The organism is Rhodoplanes sp. SY1 (genome assembly GCF_046000175.1).
GTDB lineage: Bacteria > Pseudomonadota > Alphaproteobacteria > Rhizobiales > Xanthobacteraceae > Rhodoplanes.
Map to the genome: position 1 here is coordinate 1 of NZ_JBEOMB010000049.1, position 15804 is coordinate 15804.

Annotated in this window: 15 protein-coding genes; 5 read left to right on the plus strand and 10 right to left on the minus strand. The window is 70.7% G+C overall.

Features of this window, described 5'->3' with window-relative positions; translation table 11 throughout:
* Positions 1–159: 159 nt before the first annotated feature.
* Both ABTU92_RS14155 and ABTU92_RS14160 read left to right on the plus strand, forming a co-directional pair.
* Positions 160–813, plus strand: coding sequence for a CoA transferase subunit A (locus ABTU92_RS14155; RefSeq protein WP_111360027.1), 654 nt, complete (start codon positions 160–162; stop codon positions 811–813).
* Complete coding sequence (locus tag ABTU92_RS14160; protein WP_408091655.1) at positions 813–1487, plus strand: 3-oxoacid CoA-transferase subunit B; 675 nt, start codon at positions 813–815, stop codon at positions 1485–1487. Before ABTU92_RS14155 ends, ABTU92_RS14160 begins: the two co-directional genes overlap by 1 nt.
* Before the next feature lie 294 nt (positions 1488–1781).
* Here the strand turns inward: ABTU92_RS14160 and ABTU92_RS14165 are convergent, their stop codons facing one another.
* The 3 genes from ABTU92_RS14165 to ABTU92_RS14175 form a co-directional block, all read right to left on the minus strand.
* Positions 1782–2729, minus strand: coding sequence for a 3-keto-5-aminohexanoate cleavage protein (locus tag ABTU92_RS14165; protein ID WP_408091657.1), 948 nt, complete (start codon positions 2727–2729; stop codon positions 1782–1784).
* Positions 2730–2832: 103 nt separating this feature from the next.
* Positions 2833–3606: a cyclase family protein gene (locus tag ABTU92_RS14170; RefSeq protein ID WP_408091659.1), complete on the minus strand. Its 774-nt coding sequence runs from the start codon at positions 3604–3606 to the stop codon at positions 2833–2835.
* Positions 3607–3673: 67 nt separating this feature from the next.
* Positions 3674–4912: an MFS transporter gene (locus tag ABTU92_RS14175; protein WP_111359334.1), complete on the minus strand. Its 1239-nt coding sequence runs from the start codon at positions 4910–4912 to the stop codon at positions 3674–3676.
* A gap of 600 nt (positions 4913–5512) precedes the next feature.
* On the opposite strand from ABTU92_RS14175, the gene ABTU92_RS14180 reads away from it, so the two are divergent.
* Entirely contained in the window at positions 5513–6304 is a 792-nt protein-coding gene (locus ABTU92_RS14180; protein WP_408091661.1) for a TetR/AcrR family transcriptional regulator, read from the plus strand.
* A 227-nt stretch (positions 6305–6531) separates the two neighbouring features.
* On the opposite strand, the gene ABTU92_RS14185 is transcribed toward ABTU92_RS14180, so the two are convergent.
* The 4 genes from ABTU92_RS14185 to ABTU92_RS14200 form a co-directional block, all read right to left on the minus strand.
* Positions 6532–7410, minus strand: a complete 879-nt coding sequence (locus ABTU92_RS14185) for a 2-keto-4-pentenoate hydratase (protein ID WP_408091663.1) — start codon at positions 7408–7410, stop codon at positions 6532–6534.
* A 76-nt stretch (positions 7411–7486) separates the two neighbouring features.
* On the minus strand, positions 7487–8728 hold the full coding sequence (locus ABTU92_RS14190) for a Coenzyme F420 hydrogenase/dehydrogenase, beta subunit C-terminal domain (RefSeq protein ID WP_408091665.1): 1242 nt from the start codon (positions 8726–8728) through the stop codon (positions 7487–7489).
* Positions 8729–8863: 135 nt separating this feature from the next.
* Entirely contained in the window at positions 8864–9796 is a 933-nt protein-coding gene (locus ABTU92_RS14195) for a hypothetical protein (RefSeq protein ID WP_408091667.1), read from the minus strand.
* Between the two features lie 22 nt (positions 9797–9818).
* Complete coding sequence (locus ABTU92_RS14200) at positions 9819–10016, minus strand: hypothetical protein (protein ID WP_408091669.1); 198 nt, start codon at positions 10014–10016, stop codon at positions 9819–9821.
* Between the two features lie 401 nt (positions 10017–10417).
* Between ABTU92_RS14200 and ABTU92_RS14205 the strand changes: the two genes are divergently transcribed.
* A complete protein-coding gene (locus ABTU92_RS14205) occupies positions 10418–11326 on the plus strand; it encodes a DUF2336 domain-containing protein (protein WP_408091671.1) in 909 nt (302 codons plus the stop codon).
* On the opposite strand, the gene ABTU92_RS14210 is transcribed toward ABTU92_RS14205, so the two are convergent.
* From ABTU92_RS14210 to ABTU92_RS14220, 3 genes are all read right to left on the minus strand, one after another.
* Entirely contained in the window at positions 11327–11674 is a 348-nt protein-coding gene (locus ABTU92_RS14210) for a DUF1491 family protein (protein WP_408091673.1), read from the minus strand. It lies immediately after the preceding gene.
* Positions 11675–11803: 129 nt separating this feature from the next.
* A complete protein-coding gene (locus ABTU92_RS14215; protein WP_408091675.1) occupies positions 11804–12817 on the minus strand; it encodes a peptidoglycan-binding domain-containing protein in 1014 nt (337 codons plus the stop codon).
* Complete coding sequence (locus ABTU92_RS14220; protein ID WP_408091677.1) at positions 12810–14708, minus strand: ATP-binding protein; 1899 nt, start codon at positions 14706–14708, stop codon at positions 12810–12812. Before ABTU92_RS14220 ends, ABTU92_RS14215 begins: the two co-directional genes overlap by 8 nt.
* Positions 14709–15166: 458 nt before the next feature.
* Here ABTU92_RS14220 and ABTU92_RS14225 point away from each other — a divergent pair, with 458 nt between their 5' ends.
* Positions 15167–15595 (plus strand): DUF5330 domain-containing protein, encoded by a 429-nt coding sequence (locus tag ABTU92_RS14225; RefSeq protein ID WP_408091679.1) that lies wholly within the window; start codon positions 15167–15169, stop codon positions 15593–15595.
* Positions 15596–15804: the final 209 nt, after the last annotated feature.

Sequence of the window (15804 nt, forward strand, 5' to 3'; positions counted from 1 at the left end):
CTTCTCGGATCGGCTCTTAGTCCCGACGTAGCTCTACGACATAGGTGTATTACCGATGCGGCTGCGACGGGGCGGCCGCATAAGACCGCGTTCGCCATCGCCGCGGCCTCCCCCTCCTCGCGCCGCCGCATGGACATCGCCCGAACCACGAGTGTCCTGATGAAACCTCATCTGAAACCGGAAGACGCCGCCAAGCTCATCCCGGACGGCGCGCGCCTGATGATCGGCGGCTTCATGGGCGTCGGGTCGCCCCATCGGCTGCTCGACGCGCTGGCCCAGTCGGGCAAGCGCAATCTCACCGTGATCGCCAACGACACCGCGCGCCCTGGCGTCGACATCGGCAAGCTGGTCCGCGCCGGCTGCATCAAGAAGCTGGTCGCCTCGCATATCGGTCTCAACCCGGAGACCCAGAAGGCGATGATCGCCGGCGAGATGGAGGTCGAGCTGGTCCCGCAGGGCACGCTCGTCGAGCGCATCCGGGCCGGCGGCTACGGGCTGGGCGGCGTGCTCACCAAGACCGGTCTCGGCACCATCGCGGCGGAAGGCCAGCAGACGGTCGAGATCGACGGCGAGCAGTGGCTGCTCGCCAAGCCGCTGAAGGCCGATTTCGCCCTGATCGCCGCCGACCAGGCCGACTACTCGGGCAACCTCCAGTACCAGCTCACCGCGACGAACTTCAATCCGATCATGGCGCTCGCCGCCGCGACCGTGATCTGCGAGCCGCGCGAGATTCTTCCCGTCGGCATGATTTCCCCCGACGTCGTGAAGACGCCCGGCGTCGTCGTCGACTACCTGATCGAGAGGGCTGCCTGATGAAACCCGACGAGATCATCCAGCGCCGCGTCGCCCGCGAGCTGAAGCCGAACAGCCTGGTCAATCTCGGCATCGGCCTGCCGACCGGCGTCGCCAGGTACATCGACGAGCACGCCAACGTGCTGTTCGAGTCGGAGAACGGCATCGTCGGCCTGGCCGCCAAGCCGCCCGAGGGCATGGACGACCCCGACCTCACCGACGCCGGCGGCGGCACCGTCTCGGCCGTGCCGGGCGCCGCGACCATCGACAGCGCCTACTCGTTCGGCCTGATCCGCGGTGGCCATCTCGACGCCACCGTGCTCGGCGCCCTCGAGGTGGACGAGCGCGGCATGCTCGCCAACTGGGTGGTGCCCGGCAAGATGGTGCCCGGCATGGGCGGTGCCATGGACCTCGTGACCGGCGCCCGCCGCGTCATCGTCGCCATGAACCACACGGCGAAGGGCGCGCCCAAGATCGTGCCGAAATGCACGCTGCCGCTCACCTCGATCCGCCGCATCAGCCTGATCGTGACCGACATGGCCGTGATCGAGCCGACCGACGCGGGCCTGGTGCTGCGCGAGCGCGCGCCCGGCGTGACGGTCGAGCAGATCGTCGCCGCCACCTCGGCCAAGCTGATCGTCGAGGGCGAGGTTCCGGAGATGGACCTCGGCGTTCCCGCCGCGGCGGCCGCCTGACGGCGGCACGACCGACAGAGAAGACGTCCAAGGAACGAGAGCCGGCGGAGAGGCCCCTCCCCGCCGGCTCTTTAATTGTCTACTCGGTATTGGTTGGCGGCGGCCCCGACGTCCGCTCGTCCCCGCGGAGGCGGGGACCCAGAGGCGACACGACGTGTGGCCCCTGGATTCCCGCTTGCGCGGGGAATGAGCGGAGTGTGGGGCGACGTCAGCGCAAACGGCGGCGGCTCGCCAAGGCCCGCGACGAGCGCGGGCATGACGAAGCGTAACGGGCCGTAGCTGCCAGAACTCTCCCTACTCCGCCGCGCTCTTCTGGGCCCAGCCGACATTACCGGCGCCCTTGAGGCCGAGGATCGACCGCGCCTCGGCCGACGTCGCGACCGGGATGCTGAGCGCCTGCGCGATCGTCGTGATGCGCTCGACCTGCTCGGCGCTCGACTTCGCCAGCACCTTCGGGGCGAGATAGAGATTGTCCTCGAGCCCGACCCTTACGTTGCCGCCCATGCCCATGGCGGTCGCCATCATCGGGAGCTGCGCACGGCCGGCCGCCGACAGCGACCAGGTGAAGTTCTTCTCGCCGATCATCCGGCAGGCGCTCTCGTAGAGGAACACCAGGTTGCCGACGCTCGCCTGCATGCCACCGAGAATCCCCAGCACGAACTGCAGATGGATCGGCGCCTTCAGCACGCCGGTCGAGAGCAGGAACTGGACGTTCGACAGCATGCCGGCGTCGTAGACCTCGAGCTCCGGCTTGGTCCCGGCCGCGGTCATGAAGGTGGCGAACTCGGCGAGCGTCTTGAAGGTGTTCGGGAAGATCCAGTCCTCGGTCGCCTGCAGGAACGGGATCTCCCAATCGAAGCGCGGCTCCTTGATCTTCTGCGCGAGCGGATGGATCGCGAAGTTCATCGAGCCGGTGTTGAGCGACGCCAATTCCGGCTTCAGCAGCGCGACCGAGCGGGCGCGCTCGGCGACCGTCATCTCCTTGGAGCCGCCCGTGGTGATGCAGATCGCGGCGTCGGTCGCGGCGCTGATCTTGCGCACGATCTCCTCGTAGAGGGCCGGATCGGCCGACGGCTTGCCGGTCTGCGGGTCGCGCGCATGGACGTGGACGAGCGCGGCGCCGGCCTTCGCGGCGAGGATCGCGTCGGCCGCGATCTCGTCCGGCGTCAGCGGCAGATAGGGCGACAGGCTGGGGGTGTGCACGGAGCCGGTGACGGCGGCCGTGATGATCAGTTTCGACATGGAGAGTCCTTCGGTTCGGGGATGATGTCCGTGGGTGAGACTGCGGCGCGCCGGTCTCACCTCTCCCCGCGCGCGGGGAGAGGGAAAAGCCGCGTCGTATGCCTCACTCGTCGAGGATCGCCACCGCGCGGGTCCAGCCGGCGGAGGCGCCGCGGATCTTCGCCGGGAAGCAGGCGATGGTGAATCCGGTCGGCGGCAGCAGCTCGAGATTGTGCAGCTTCTCGAGGTGGCAGTAGCCGATCGTGCGGCCGGCCTTGTGGCCCTCCCAGATCAGGCCCGCGTCCTTGGTCTGCGCGTAGCGCTTCGCCGTGTAGACGAACGGCGCGTCCCAGCTCCAGGCGTCCGTGCCGGTGACGCGCACGCCGCGCTCGGTCAGATAGAGCGTCGCCTCGCGGCTCATGCCGCAACCGGCCGCGACATAGCCCTCCTTGCCGTAGACGTCGCCGGCGCGCGTGTTGACCACGACGATCTCCAGCGGCTTCAGCGTGTGGCCGATGCGGGCGAGTTCCTTCTCGACGTCGTCGGCCGTGACCAGATAGCCGTCCTCGAAGCGCCGGAAGTCGAGCTTGACGCCCGGCTGGAAGCACCATTCCAGCGGCACCTCGTCGATCGTGATGGCGCGCTCGCCGTCGTTCATGGTCGAGGCGAAGTGATACGGCGCGTCGAGATGGGTGCCGTTGTGGGTGGTGATCTGCACCCACTCGATCGCCCAGGCCTCGCCGTTCGGCAGGTCCTCGGCCTTCAGGCCGGGGAAGAACGGCAGCAGCTCGTCGGTGGTGTCGTGGTGATTCCGGTACTTGATTTTCGGCTCGTAGACCGGGGGATCGGCGAGCGTGCCGTTCTCGAAGTAGATGGACAGGTCGATGATCTTGTTCATTTTCGCATCTCCGGGGACGGGCCGGCCGCGGCGGGGACTGCGGCCGGCCCGGTGCTGCACGCGGATGTCAGCTCCGCGGTGCAGCGGCGGCGGGGGTCGTCTGGAGGGCGGCGACCTCGGTTCGCGGCAGGAAGGCGGTCAGGATCGCCGCCAGGAGGAACGGGACGGCGCAGATCAGGATCGCGGTCTGCAGGCTGTAGGCCGTGGCGATGCCGCCCAGGATGAAGGGCGCGAAGGCGGAGACGCCGCGGCCGACGTTGAAGCAGAAGCCCGAGCCGGTGGTGCGCACGCGGGTCGGGAACAGCTCGCCATAGTACGAGCCCATCAGGCCGACGAAGGCCATGAAGAACGCATAGGCCGGGCCCATCCACAGGAGCGTCGCGGCGTTCTCGGTCAGCGCGTAGACGGCGAGCATCACGGCCGAGCCGGCGAGCGACAGGACGAGCGCGTTGCGCTTGCCGATGAAGTCGGCGATCCAGCCGAAGGCGTTGTAGCCGAGGAACATGCCGACGCTGAGGATGGTCATGAACATGCCCATGTCGGCGACCGACAGCCCGCGCTCCTTGACCAGATAGGTCGGCAGCCAGGTGGTCGGCCCCCAATAGGCGGTCAGCGCGAAAGCGGAGACGAGCGTCGCGATGATGGTGTTCCGGGCGAGGCCGCCGGTGAAGATCTCCTTCACCGACACCTTCTCGGCCTTGGTGCCTTCGCCGCGGGCGCGGGCGTCGCGCTGCTGCTTCCAGGCCTCCGATTCGGGGACGAAGAAGTAGACGTAGACGGCGACGATCAGGGCGATGCCGGCGGTGAGGAACAGCGCCCGCCAGCCCCACATCGGGATGATCTTGCCGGCGAAGAACGAGGCGAGGCCGACGCCGACCGGGAACGAGCTCATCACGAAGGCGGCGGCGCGGCCGCGCTGGGCGGGCGGCCAGGTCTCGGCGATGTACGCCGCGATCACGCCCCAGAGCCCACCCAGGCCCAGACCGGCCAGGAAGCGCAGGATCAGGATCTCCAGCCACGAATTGGCGAAGGCGATCACCATGGTGAGCAGGCTGAAGCTGATCAGCGACCACAGCATCGCCTTGCGGCGCCCGTAGTTGTCGGAGTACCAGCCCATCACCACGCTGGAGATGCCGACGCCGATCAGCGTCGCGGTGGCGAGCAGGCCCGCCTCCGAGCGGGTGAGGCCGAGATCGGTCATGATCGGCTGGAACGCCATGGCGAGCAGCACGAGATCCATGGCGTCGAACGTGTAGGCCGCGAATCCTCCGCCGAGGACGCGCCATTTGGCCGTGTCTTTGGTCATGCGTAACCCCCAAGAAATCCGTCGGCTCGGCGCGGGCACGAAGGTCGCGAGGCGTCGGGTCACACGACGCCGCCGGCGGCCCGAGGGGAGGGTCGACCGGCCAGACCACGCCCGCGGCGGCCGCGGCTCGTTTCCATGTTCAGCGTCGCCACGTTAGACTGTACGTACGTACAGTGCATCCGGAGAATCACGGGCGGGCCCTGCGACGCCGAAGGGGAGGGGTTGCGCGGCGGGCAGAGCTCGGCGCGCTTTCCACTGGGGTCGTTCCCGCTGCGCTCCGCCCGAATGCTGGCAGGGCCGCTGTGCAGCTCGAAAGCACCGTGTCCCGGGCGCGGCGCATGGCGCCGTGAACCGGGACCCAGGGGCGGCCGGACGAGGCGTTTCGTGCGGCCCGTCGTGTCGCCCTGGGCCCCGGCTCTGCGGCGCACCAGGTCTGCGGCCTGCCGCGCTTCGTCCGGGGCACAAGGCGTCGTGCTGCGGCGCAGGTCCGGGCCACGAGGAGCCGAGCCGCGTTCGTGCGGAGTGGACAGCGGCGGCGCGGCGCGACTAAGTTGCCGTCGATCAGCCGGGCTCGACTCCACGAAAGGTCATCGCGGCCGTATGACGCCCTCTCCTCCGCGCGACCGCACCCTGATGCCCGCCACCGATCCCGACACGCCCCCACGCAAGCGCCGCAAGCCGGCCAAGCCGGCGGCCCCGCCGCGAACGCCCGCCGCGTCGACCCGGAAGCGGGCCACCGCGACCGCCGAGGAGCCGAGCCGGCGCGCCAAGATCCTGCGCGCCGCCGAGCGGCTGTTCGCCCAGGAGGGTTTTCACGGCGCCTCGATGCGCGACATCGCCGAGGCCGCCGGCGTCGGCTTGTCGATCGTGGTCTATCACTTCGAGACCAAGCAGAACCTCTATCGCGCCGTCTTCGCCGAGCACGAGAAGTTGTTCGGGGAACGTCTCGCCGAGCTGCGCGCCATCTCGGATCTGCACGCACCCGACGCGGTGGAGCGCATCGTCACCGCCTTCGTGATGCCGGTGATGCGCCAGCAGGCCCGTCCGGACGGCAAGTTCTACTCGATGCTGACGGTGCGCGAGGCCTCCGACCCGCACGAGCGGTCGCGCGGGATTCTGCGCGACTATTACGATCCGATGGCGCGCGAGTTCATCGCGGCGCTGCAGCGCGCGTTGCCGGAGAAATCACCCGAATACCTGCACTGGGCCTATCTGTTCGCGGTCGGCGCGCTGGTGATGAACTTCTTCGACGAGCGCATGTCGCGCCTGTCCAAGCACCGCTACAAGCCCGGCGACCTGCCGACCAAGGGCCGCTTCCTGGTCCGCTTCATCACGGCCGGCATCATGGCGGGACCGGACGTGGCGCCCGAAACGGCGCCACCGGAGGCGTGACGGCCGGCGTCCCTGGCGCCGTGTCCCGGGCGCGGCGCAAAGCGCCGTGAACCGGGACCCAGGGGCGATCGGGAAATGCGCCCATCGCCCAGCCGGTCGTGCCGCCCCTGGGCCCCGGCTCTGCGGCACATCAGGCCTGCAGCCTGATGTGCCTTGTCCGGGGCACGAGGCCGAGCACCGGGATCGGCGTCTCATCCTTCGGGATGCGCCCCCCGGAACAAGGTTCCTCACTGGAACGTCGCCTTCACCTCGACGGGCTTGTCGGTCAGTCCCTCGTAGCGGGCCGTGACGGTGCGGCCGGCGGCGGGCGGCGACAGCGGCGAGAAGCTGCCGAGGCTGAGCATGTCGCCCGCCTTCAGGGTGATGCCGGCGCGGCCGAGATCCGCGACCAGCCAAGCCACCGCGTCGAGCGGATGGCCCAGGATCGCGGCGCCGGGGCTCTTGGCGATCTCGCGCCCGGTGTCGTCGGTGAGCACCACGGTCATCTTCGCCAGCCGGTCGGCGAAATCCTGCGTCGCCCGGACCGGCACCGGCGTCCCGACGACGCCGAGCCGCGCGCCGACATTGATCGCGGTCAGCACGCCGCCGTCCATGTGGGCGCCCTTCTGAAGCACCAGGTCGGGCAGCTCCAGGAACGGCACGACGGCGTCGAGATGCTTCAGGATCTCGACATGGCCCTTGGCGCCGTGGATGCCGGAATCCTTCACGGTCATGATCAGATCGGATTCGAACAACGGCGCCGCCCCGAAGGCCGCCGGCACGCTCGCGCCGTCCTTCAGGATCATCTTCGCCAGCAGCGTGCCGCGCACCGGATGCGGCACCCCGAAGCGCTTCTGAACCGCCTCGTTGGTGAGGCCCGCCTTGTAGCCGACGACTTCGCCGAGTGCCGGCTTCAGCTTGGCGACCAGCTTCTCTTGGGCGCACAGGCCGTCGGCGACCGTGAGGCCCGGCCCGTAGCTCTCGGCCGGCTCGCGCGCCGTCACCTTGGCGGCGAGCGCCGCCACGGCCTCGTCGGACGGACAGGCCGCGCGGGCGGGCGAGATCACGACAGCGAGCGGGCTCGCGAGCGCGAGCGAGACCACGACGGCGAGGCGACGGCGCAGCATGGGCGTCCTCCGATGTGATTTGGAACGAGCCTAGCGCAGCGTCCGGGGCGGAGGAAAGACGGCCCGTCCCGCGCCGCTACCGCTCCCCCTCCCCCGGCGTCAGGCCGTAGGGCGCGACCAGGTCCCAGACGTGCTTCGGCACCATGTGGCGCAGGCGCTTGGGGCGCTGGCGACGCAGATGCAGGATGGTCTCGATCGCCTTCATCTCGAGGCGCGCGCGGGCGAACTCGATCCCGCGCGGACCGATCTTCGGCATCAGCCAGCCGACCAGCGGGCGCAGGAAATCCGGCGTGCCGCGCACCGGCAGGCCGCCGGCGGCCCGCTCGGTGTTCTTCAGGAAGCCCTTCACGGGCGCCTTCCGGTTTCCGCCGGTCCCCGGCGCGGCGAGACGCACCTCGTCGCCGAGGAGCGACAGAAGCTCCTCGCCGCGCGCGTTGCGGACCAGCAGCCACTGCTCGCCCTCGCCGCCCATGTAGCCGACCGTGATGTCGGCGAGCGCGTTGGTGTAGTCGACACAGGTGCGGCAGGTGAGCGGGAAGAAGTCGCCCGGCAGCTTGGACAGTGGCAACAGCAGGAACGGGATGCGCTTCTCGCTGCCGTCGGAAAAGCGCAGCTCGACGTGATAGTCGGCGCGGAACTCGAGATACGTGATGGTCGCGGGGTCGTCGGCGAGCAGCGCCAGGAAGCCGTGGAAATTCTCGGTCGTGGTGTTGTCCGAGCACGGGGTGCCGACGACGTAGATCCTGTCGAAGCCGAGCTCCTGCTCGATGGCGCGCAGCGCGTGGATCTGGCAGGGGATGCCGACCACGGCGATGCGCTTGAAGCCCTGCGCGGCCGCCGGCTCCAAGAGCGCCAGCAGCGGCGCGTAGCCCATCCGCATGCCGCGGCACTGCGCCATGCCCTCGGGCCGCGTCACCAGCACGGGCCGCGGCCGCCAGCGGTCGGCCGGATCCGCCGCCATGGCCAGCACCGCGTCGACGGTGCCGGTCTCGAGCAGCCGCTCGCCGATCCGGGTGACGATGCCGGTCCACTGCGCCCCCGGCCGCGGCGCCGTCAGGGCGGCCCGCAGCATCTTTCGGAACGGGCCGAAGAACTGCTCGTCCGCCTTCGCCGGATCGCGGGCACGGCCGTGGACGGCCGTCTCCATGGCCGGATAGTCGGGTTTCAGGAACTGGCAGGCGTGGCCGCACCAGCCGGGCGTCGCCATGCGCGAGATGCCGCAATCGGTGCACAGGTCGCGCTTCACGGCGTCGCCGATCGGCGGCGTCCACACCGGAGGAATCGACGTCTGCTCGATCGACGGCTGATGGAGGGTCACGGCCCGCTCCGCATGTCGCGGCGCCTGCCGCCGCGGCCGACGATAGGCCGAGCGGTCGCGAACCGCCAAGCGGGTGAAACGCGGATGGCTTCCGGGATGGGTCCGGCGGGCCGATTCCGGCCCTCTCGCGTTACCTCACTGGCCGACGAGCGAGACGAAGCTCGGGCCGGCCGGCGGCGCGGCGGCCGGCAACGGTGCGCCCGCGACCGCAGGCCCGGCGAGCGGCGCGGCCGCGACCGGAACCGACTTGCTGACGACCGGCATCGACGGCAGCGGGTAAGGCGGCACCAGGACGATCGTCCCGGGGGTGATCTCCGGCCCCGGCAGCAGACGCGCCTCGGCGATCCGGGCCTTGAGCAGCGTCAGCGAGCGCTCGACCTCGACGGCCGCCGGCAGCGGCGTCGCGATGACCAGCCGTTCCATCGCGTAGCCGTAGGAGGCGGCGCGGTTGACCAGCGACTGCTGGACCCAGCTCATGATCAGGGCGTTCTCGGCCATCCGGGCCTGGGCGTTGGCGGCCTCGCCGGGCGTCAGGCCGTTCACGTGCTGGAGGCTCTTGCCGCGCTTGATGTCCATGTCGAGCACCCGGCGCGCCACCGTCACCCAGTAGGGCAGCCGGGTGACGTCGTTGCGGATGTCGTCGTTGAGCTTGCCGTAACGCGCCGTCGCCGAGCGGAACGCCGTCTGCATCAGCACCTGCTCGTAGGCGGCGATGTTGAAGACGAACCACTGCTGCTGGATGCCGCGATTGATGCCGTACTCCTCGATGATCGAGTACCAGCGCTGGCGCTCGTAGGGCACCTCGATCAGCGGGAAGGCGAGGTCCCGCATCAGCCGCTCGTCCTCGGTATAGGGAAAGGCCGAGACCGGCAGGCCGGCCTGCTGGGCCGCCGCCGGCCCCATCCAGTCGTGGATGCCGTCGCGCACCAGGCCGGTCTTCACCCGGCCGAAATCGCCGTTGGCCGAGCACCCGCCGAGCAGCGCCGCCACGGCCGCGATCGCGAGCACCGGCCGGCCGCCCCGCCCCGCGCTCGCACGCGCGCTCGCGCCCGGCCTGCGAACCGTCACCACGATCGTCACCTCGTCGCACTCACCGCCGGGCCGAGGGACGCCGTCCCTTGCGGGCGGCCGCCGAGCCGCCGTCCCGCATTCCGTCCCGCGGCTCGTCGCCGTAGCGATCGACCCGCACCACCGGAAGGATGATGATGGTGGCCGGCTCGTCGGCCGTGCGGCCCCGCCCGTCGCTGTAGACGCGACGTCCAGCCGGGAACGTGATGATGGTGCCCATGGCGCCCTCCACCGGATCGGGAATGATCCGCGGCTTGCCACGTTCGATTACGCGCCGACATGGTTAACGGTTGGTTAAGCGTAACCGCTTGGTCCACAAGGGTTGTAAGCGGGTGACAGGGGGGCGTTCCGGTCCGCTCTGCGGCATCACGGCGGTTGCCCGGCCACGGACTTCGTCATGGCCGCGCCTGTCGCGGCCATCCACGCCAGGGCGTCGGCAAGCGAAATCGTGGATGGCCGGGACGAGCCCGGCCATGACGGAAAGCCCCGGGACCCGGCGCCCCCGATCGTTCGCATTCGAGCGAAAAGGTTAACGCCTTGTTGGGGTTAAGCCTCTGCTAACGAGTCCCGTCTTAAGCTCTCGGAAAGGTCGTTTCGAGCGCCGGCGGGGCTTGTTCGCGTATGTCGTCCTTGTTTCCGGGACTGGACAGTCTGGTCGGGCTCGCCCGCCACGGCGTCGACGTCAAGCCGACGCTGCTGCGCGTGCTCACCGATCTCTACGTCCAGAAGCCGACCCACTCGCCGGACGAGGAGCGTCAGTATGTCGAGCTGTCGCTGCGCCTGATCGACGCCGTCGACGCGGCGACCCGCGACATCGTCGCCAGGACGCTCGCCGCCTATCCGGGCGCGCCCGAGCAGGTCCTGGCCCGGCTCGACGGCCGGCCGGCCCGCGAGGCGGCTCCGCCGCCGCCCCCCGAAACGCGCGGACAGAGCGAAGCGCGGTCCCTCGTGCGCGACTTCTTCAATGCCGACACGGACGGCCGCCGCGGCCTCCTGGACGCGCTCGACCGCGCCGGCCCGCTCGCCGCGGGCGCGTGGCCGACGCCCGGCGAGGAGGTGGCGCGCCGGCTGGAGACGAGCGTGCTCGGCGGCCGGCCGGGCGACTTCGTGCGCGAGCTCGAGCGCGCGCTCGGCGTCTCGCGGACGCTCGCCGAGCGGATCGTCAACGATCTCGGCGGCGAGCCGCTGGTGGTCGCGGCGCGCGCCCTGGCCGTGCCGGCGCCGGTGCTCCAGCGCATCCTCTTGTTCGTCAATCCGGCGATCGGCCACTCGGTGCGGCGCGTCTACGCGCTGAGCGCCCTGTACCAGGAGGTCAGCCTGGCGGCGGCGCTGCGCCTGGTCGCCGCCTGGCGCGAGGCCGAGCCGGCGGCGACCACCGCCGCCCCGACGCGCCCCGGACCGACGACCGCCGCACGCGGCGGCACCGTTCGCGGCCGCCTCGGCATGGCGCTGCCGTCCATGACCGCACCGGAGCGGATGCCGACCGAGCGCCTCGTCGGGCCGCCCCGGAAAGCCGGCGGCGGATCCTGATCAGCGCAACACGCGGTCGAGAAAATGCCGTCCCGACGGCTCCTCGATCTCGACCACCCAGACGTCCGGATCGAACCGGCTTTCCTTGGCGATGAACGCCTCGACGTCGCTCTCCGGCGCCGGGCTCTCCTTCATGACCGAGACGAAGGCGCGGTCGAACGGCATCGCCTCGTCGAACGCGGTCTGGGGCGCCGGGCCGTAGAGGTCGGCGGTGCCGTTCAGCCGGTTGACGATGACGAAGACGGCGCCGGCCTCCTCGGCGCCGCGGCGGCGCACCGCCGCGAAGACGCCCTCGACGCCGCAGCGGCGGATATAGGCCGCGACCCAGATTCCCGATTTCAGACGCATGCGGCCCACATTGGCGAATAGCGAGTAGCGAATGGCGAATAGTGGAGGAGTGGGCGAGCGGGCACCATCCCCTACTCGCTACTCGCTACTCGCTATTCGCTACTCGCTATTCGCCGTTTGCTGTTCGCGCTACTCGATCGGCCGGCCGGTCAGCGCGACGAGCTCGCGCACCAGCCGGTCGCTGACCTGGCCGGTGACCGGCATGCGACGGGCCTCCTCGAAGGCCGCGATGGCGTCGTGGGTCGCCTTGTCGTGGGTGCCGGTCGGCCGCACCTGTCCGTAGCCATAATCGGCCAGCGCCCGCTGCACCGACTTGATCTGAGACGAGCCGGCGGCGGTCGCCGCTCCGCCGGCCCTGGGATGGGCGATCGGCTGCGGGGGCGCGGGCGCCGGCGGCGCGGCGAGGGTCGTCGCGGTCACGGGCGCCACCGGATGGGCTGCGAGCGGCGTCGCGACGGCACCGCCGGCCGCCTTCGCCTGCACGACGGGCGCGACCGGTGTCCGGGCGGATGCCGAAGCCGGTCCGCTCCCGGACAGGAGCCCGGCGATCGGATCGGGGCGCGGGGCGGGCGCCGCCTGCTTCGGCTTAGCGGTCGCGCGGGTGATCGACTTGAGGATCGCGTCGGTGGGCTCGCCGGTCGGCGACAGCCCCTGCGCCTGCTCGAAGTCGCGGATCGCGGCCTCGGTGCGACTGCCCGCGATGCCGTCGATGGCGCCGTCGTAATAGCCGCGCCGCATCAGCTCGCGCTGGATGTCGCCGACGAGCTCGGGGCGGGCCCGCGCCGCGGGCTTGGCGGCCGTGGCGGCGGCCGGCTCGGCCTTCGCGGTCGGCTGCGCGTCCGCCGGACGCGGCCGCGGCAGCACGGCGAGCGTGCCGGTCGAGTCGCGCGTCGGCGCCGAAGCCATCCCTTGCGTGGCGGTGCGCGGCCGTTCGGTCTTCAGCGCGAAGATCGGGGCCGGATGCGGCCCCGGCTGCATGTACAACGCATTGATCACGACGGTGGCGAAGGCCGCGATCCCGGCCGCGGCGGCCAGCGTGTCGCGCGGCCGGCCGAAGAGCCGCAGCGCGATTGCACCCGCGCGACCGACACGCGCCGCGCGCGCACCGTCCCGCCCGTCCTCGTCGTCGACCGGATCACGCACGCTTCTTGACCGCAAACGCCGCCTCGTCACTCGTCTCGTCGGATGGGATGGGCTCGGGCGGAGGATCGCCCGGCAGGTTCAGCCGCCGCACCGTCGACGTCGCGGCGGCGCGCGCCGCCGCCCGGCCGGTGCGGGCGGGATCGCAATCGAGCGGAATTCGGACCGTGACGCAAGTGCCCGCGCCGAGCCGGCTGGTCATGCCGATCTCGCCGCCGTGCAGGCCGACCAGGCCCTTGACGATCGACAGGCCGAGGCCGGTGCCGTGATGCGGCCGATCGTAGGAATCGCGCGACTGGAAGAACGGATCGCCGCAACGCGCGAGGTCGGCCTCGCGGATGCCGATGCCGTTGTCCTCGACCGTGATGGCGAGCCGGGCGCCCTCGCGCCGGGCCGCCACCGTGACGCAGCCGCCGCGGTCCGTGAACTTCACCGCGTTGGACAGGAGATTGATCAGGATCTGCTTGATCGCCCGCTTGTCGGCCACGAGCTCGGGCAGCGCCGGATCGACCGCGGTCTCCAGCCTGATGTCCTGCTCGCGCGCCTTCAGCTCGAGGAGATCGCAGCAGGAGCGCACGACCGGCGCCAGCGCGAACGGCTCGGCACGAATCTCGAACTCGCCGGTCTCCAGCTTCGACATGTCGAGAATGTCGTTGACGACCGACAGCAGATGGCTGCCGGATTCGTTGATCAGCCGGGCGTACTCGGCCCGCCGCTCGGGCGTGATCTTGAGCGACTTCTCGTTGATCAGCATGTCGGAGAAGCCGATCACGGCGTTGAGCGGCGTGCGCAGCTCGTGGCTCATGGTGGCGAGGAAGCGGCTCTTGGCCGAGTTGGCGCGCTCGGCCTCGGCGCGGGACTCCTCGACGGCACGCTCCTGCTCCTTGCGCTCCGTCACGTCGCGCATCACCGCGACCACCTCGCGCGCCGCGCCGTCCGGACCGGCGACGGCACGATCGAGCGGGCGGCAGCGCATCTCGATCCAGATGAAGCGCACCGGCTCGCCGGCGACGTCTGGATCGCGCCGCACCCGGAACTCGACCGAGCCCGAGAGACCGTGGGCGGCGGCGTCCGCGAGCGCGTTCAGATAGGCCGGCCGGTCGGCGATGTGGACGCGATCGAACAGCCCGTGACCGCGCAGCTCGGCGGCGCGCGCGCCGAACAGCGGCTCGGCCGCCGGCGACACGAACAGCACGGCGCCGTTGTGGCCGTGCCGCGTGATCACGTCGGTCATGTTGCGAGCGAGGAGGCGGTAGCGATCCTCCTCCGCGTAGAGAAGCCAGAAGCTCTTGCGGGCGAGCGACTCGGCGCCGAGCGCGAGGCCGGTCGCGTAGAGCGAGGCCGAGACGATGCCGAGCGCGGCGAGCGCGCCCGCGTCGTGGCCGACGCCGATCTGCGCCGGCAGGTGACCGGACGCGGTGAGGCCGACCAGCAGGCCGGCAGCGCCGAGCGCCATGGTCGAGGCGAGCGCGACGACGCGGCGCGACGCCGAGAGCGCCGCCTCGAGCGGCACCACGACGATCCAGATCGCCGCGAAGGATCCGATTCCGCCGGTCTTCGCCGCGACGACCGTGACGACGCCGGTGAGCGCCAGCGCCGAGAGCAGATGCGCGGTCTCGTAGCGGCCGGTGCGCGAGAGATAATAGGAGACGAGGATCGGCGCGGCGAGCCAGCAGAACACCAGCACCTCGAGCGCGCTCGGCGCGCCCCGCCAGGCGAGCCACGCCGGGAACGCGACCAGCGCCGTCAGGCTGCCGATCAGCCGCGGTGCGATGAACGCCCGGTGGCGGGCCCGCGCGAGCGGGTCGGCCTGCACCGAGGGGTGCACCAGCGCGTCCACGTAATGTCCGAGTGATCCGATAACGCTCACGTGGCCCACTGCACGTCCCGACATGGACGCCCCTTCGCGTCGTTGGGATCGTGTCAGACCCCCATTAAACGAACACTAAGGTCGCCGCTCCGCGGGGAAGCGGTTTCGTCCCCACACGACAAAGCCCCGTCCCGTCGCGATCCATTCTGCGCGGATGGTGAACGCGGTGTTGAATGGTGAACGCGACGTCAATTGGTGAACGGTCCGTCAAGAGACGCGCACGAACGGCGTTAGCGCCGATGAAATCGACGTTTTCTCCATCGCTCCCGCCGAATCGCCCAACCCCTTGAACGGGCGACGCACGGGATGCCCGAAAGGTGCTGACCGATGGTGAACGCGATCGTTCGAATTGTCCTAAAACTCGCGTCGAATGCGACCGTCGCGCCGAACCGCGCGTCAAAGCCCGGCTGCTACGGTCTGCCTCGGGGAACAATGAACAGGGACACGGGACGAGGGAGACGGGGCACACAGGGACAGGGACAATGGGTTTCTTGTTGCGCACGGCCTTCTGGCTCGGCGTCGTGGCGGTTCTGCTTCCGACCGTCACGCGCGGGCCCTCCGAAGGCGACGGCGCGGCGGCGGTGAGCGCGGCGGATGCCGCTGCCGCGGCCGCGTCGACGGTCGCGGATCTGCGCCAGTTCTGCACCCGTCAGCCCGACGTGTGTGCCATCGGCACCCAGGTCGCGGTGGCGGTCGGGCAGAAGGCGCAGGCCGGGGCGAAGATCATGATGGAGATGGTGAGCGAGACGCTCTCCTCGTCCGACCGTTCGCCGGTCACGACCGGCGCCACCGCCCTCAAGGGCGACCTCGCGCGGCCGCAGGCCTCGCAGAACACGCTGACCTCGGCCGACCTCGCGCCGGACTGGCGCGGGCCGATCGGCCGCCGGGATGCCGGCCGCCCGCCGGGCTGAGCCGGACACCACGGAACGACCGAACGGCGGCCCCCGGGCCGCCGTTCGCGTTTTCGGGGCCGAACGCCTCCCACCCTGAAGGCAATGGCCTGCCCCGAGCTCCGCTCATTCCCGCGCAAGCGGGACTCCAGAGCCACACGTTGCTCGGCCCCTGGGTCCCCGCCTTTGCGGGGACGAGCGGTGAGGTTGGCCGGACGGCGAATTCCCTT

Bases quoted from the DNA above. Each gene is read 5' to 3' on its own strand.
- ABTU92_RS14155 (WP_111360027.1), top strand. From the start codon at position 160: ATGAAACCTCATCTGAAACCGGAAGACGCCGCCAAGCTCATCCCGGAC.
- ABTU92_RS14160 (WP_408091655.1), top strand. From the start codon at position 813: ATGAAACCCGACGAGATCATCCAGCGCCGCGTCGCCCGCGAGCTGAAG.
- ABTU92_RS14165 (WP_408091657.1), bottom strand. From the start codon at position 2,729: ATGTCGAAACTGATCATCACGGCCGCCGTCACCGGCTCCGTGCACACC.
- ABTU92_RS14170 (WP_408091659.1), bottom strand. From the start codon at position 3,606: ATGAACAAGATCATCGACCTGTCCATCTACTTCGAGAACGGCACGCTC.
- ABTU92_RS14175 (WP_111359334.1), bottom strand. From the start codon at position 4,912: ATGACCAAAGACACGGCCAAATGGCGCGTCCTCGGCGGAGGATTCGCG.
- ABTU92_RS14180 (WP_408091661.1), top strand. From the start codon at position 5,513: ATGACGCCCTCTCCTCCGCGCGACCGCACCCTGATGCCCGCCACCGAT.
- ABTU92_RS14185 (WP_408091663.1), bottom strand. From the start codon at position 7,410: ATGCTGCGCCGTCGCCTCGCCGTCGTGGTCTCGCTCGCGCTCGCGAGC.
- ABTU92_RS14200 (WP_408091669.1), bottom strand. From the start codon at position 10,016: ATGGGCACCATCATCACGTTCCCGGCTGGACGTCGCGTCTACAGCGAC.
- ABTU92_RS14205 (WP_408091671.1), top strand. From the start codon at position 10,418: ATGTCGTCCTTGTTTCCGGGACTGGACAGTCTGGTCGGGCTCGCCCGC.
- ABTU92_RS14210 (WP_408091673.1), bottom strand. From the start codon at position 11,674: ATGCGTCTGAAATCGGGAATCTGGGTCGCGGCCTATATCCGCCGCTGC.
- ABTU92_RS14220 (WP_408091677.1), bottom strand. From the start codon at position 14,708: ATGTCGGGACGTGCAGTGGGCCACGTGAGCGTTATCGGATCACTCGGA.
- ABTU92_RS14225 (WP_408091679.1), top strand. From the start codon at position 15,167: ATGGGTTTCTTGTTGCGCACGGCCTTCTGGCTCGGCGTCGTGGCGGTT.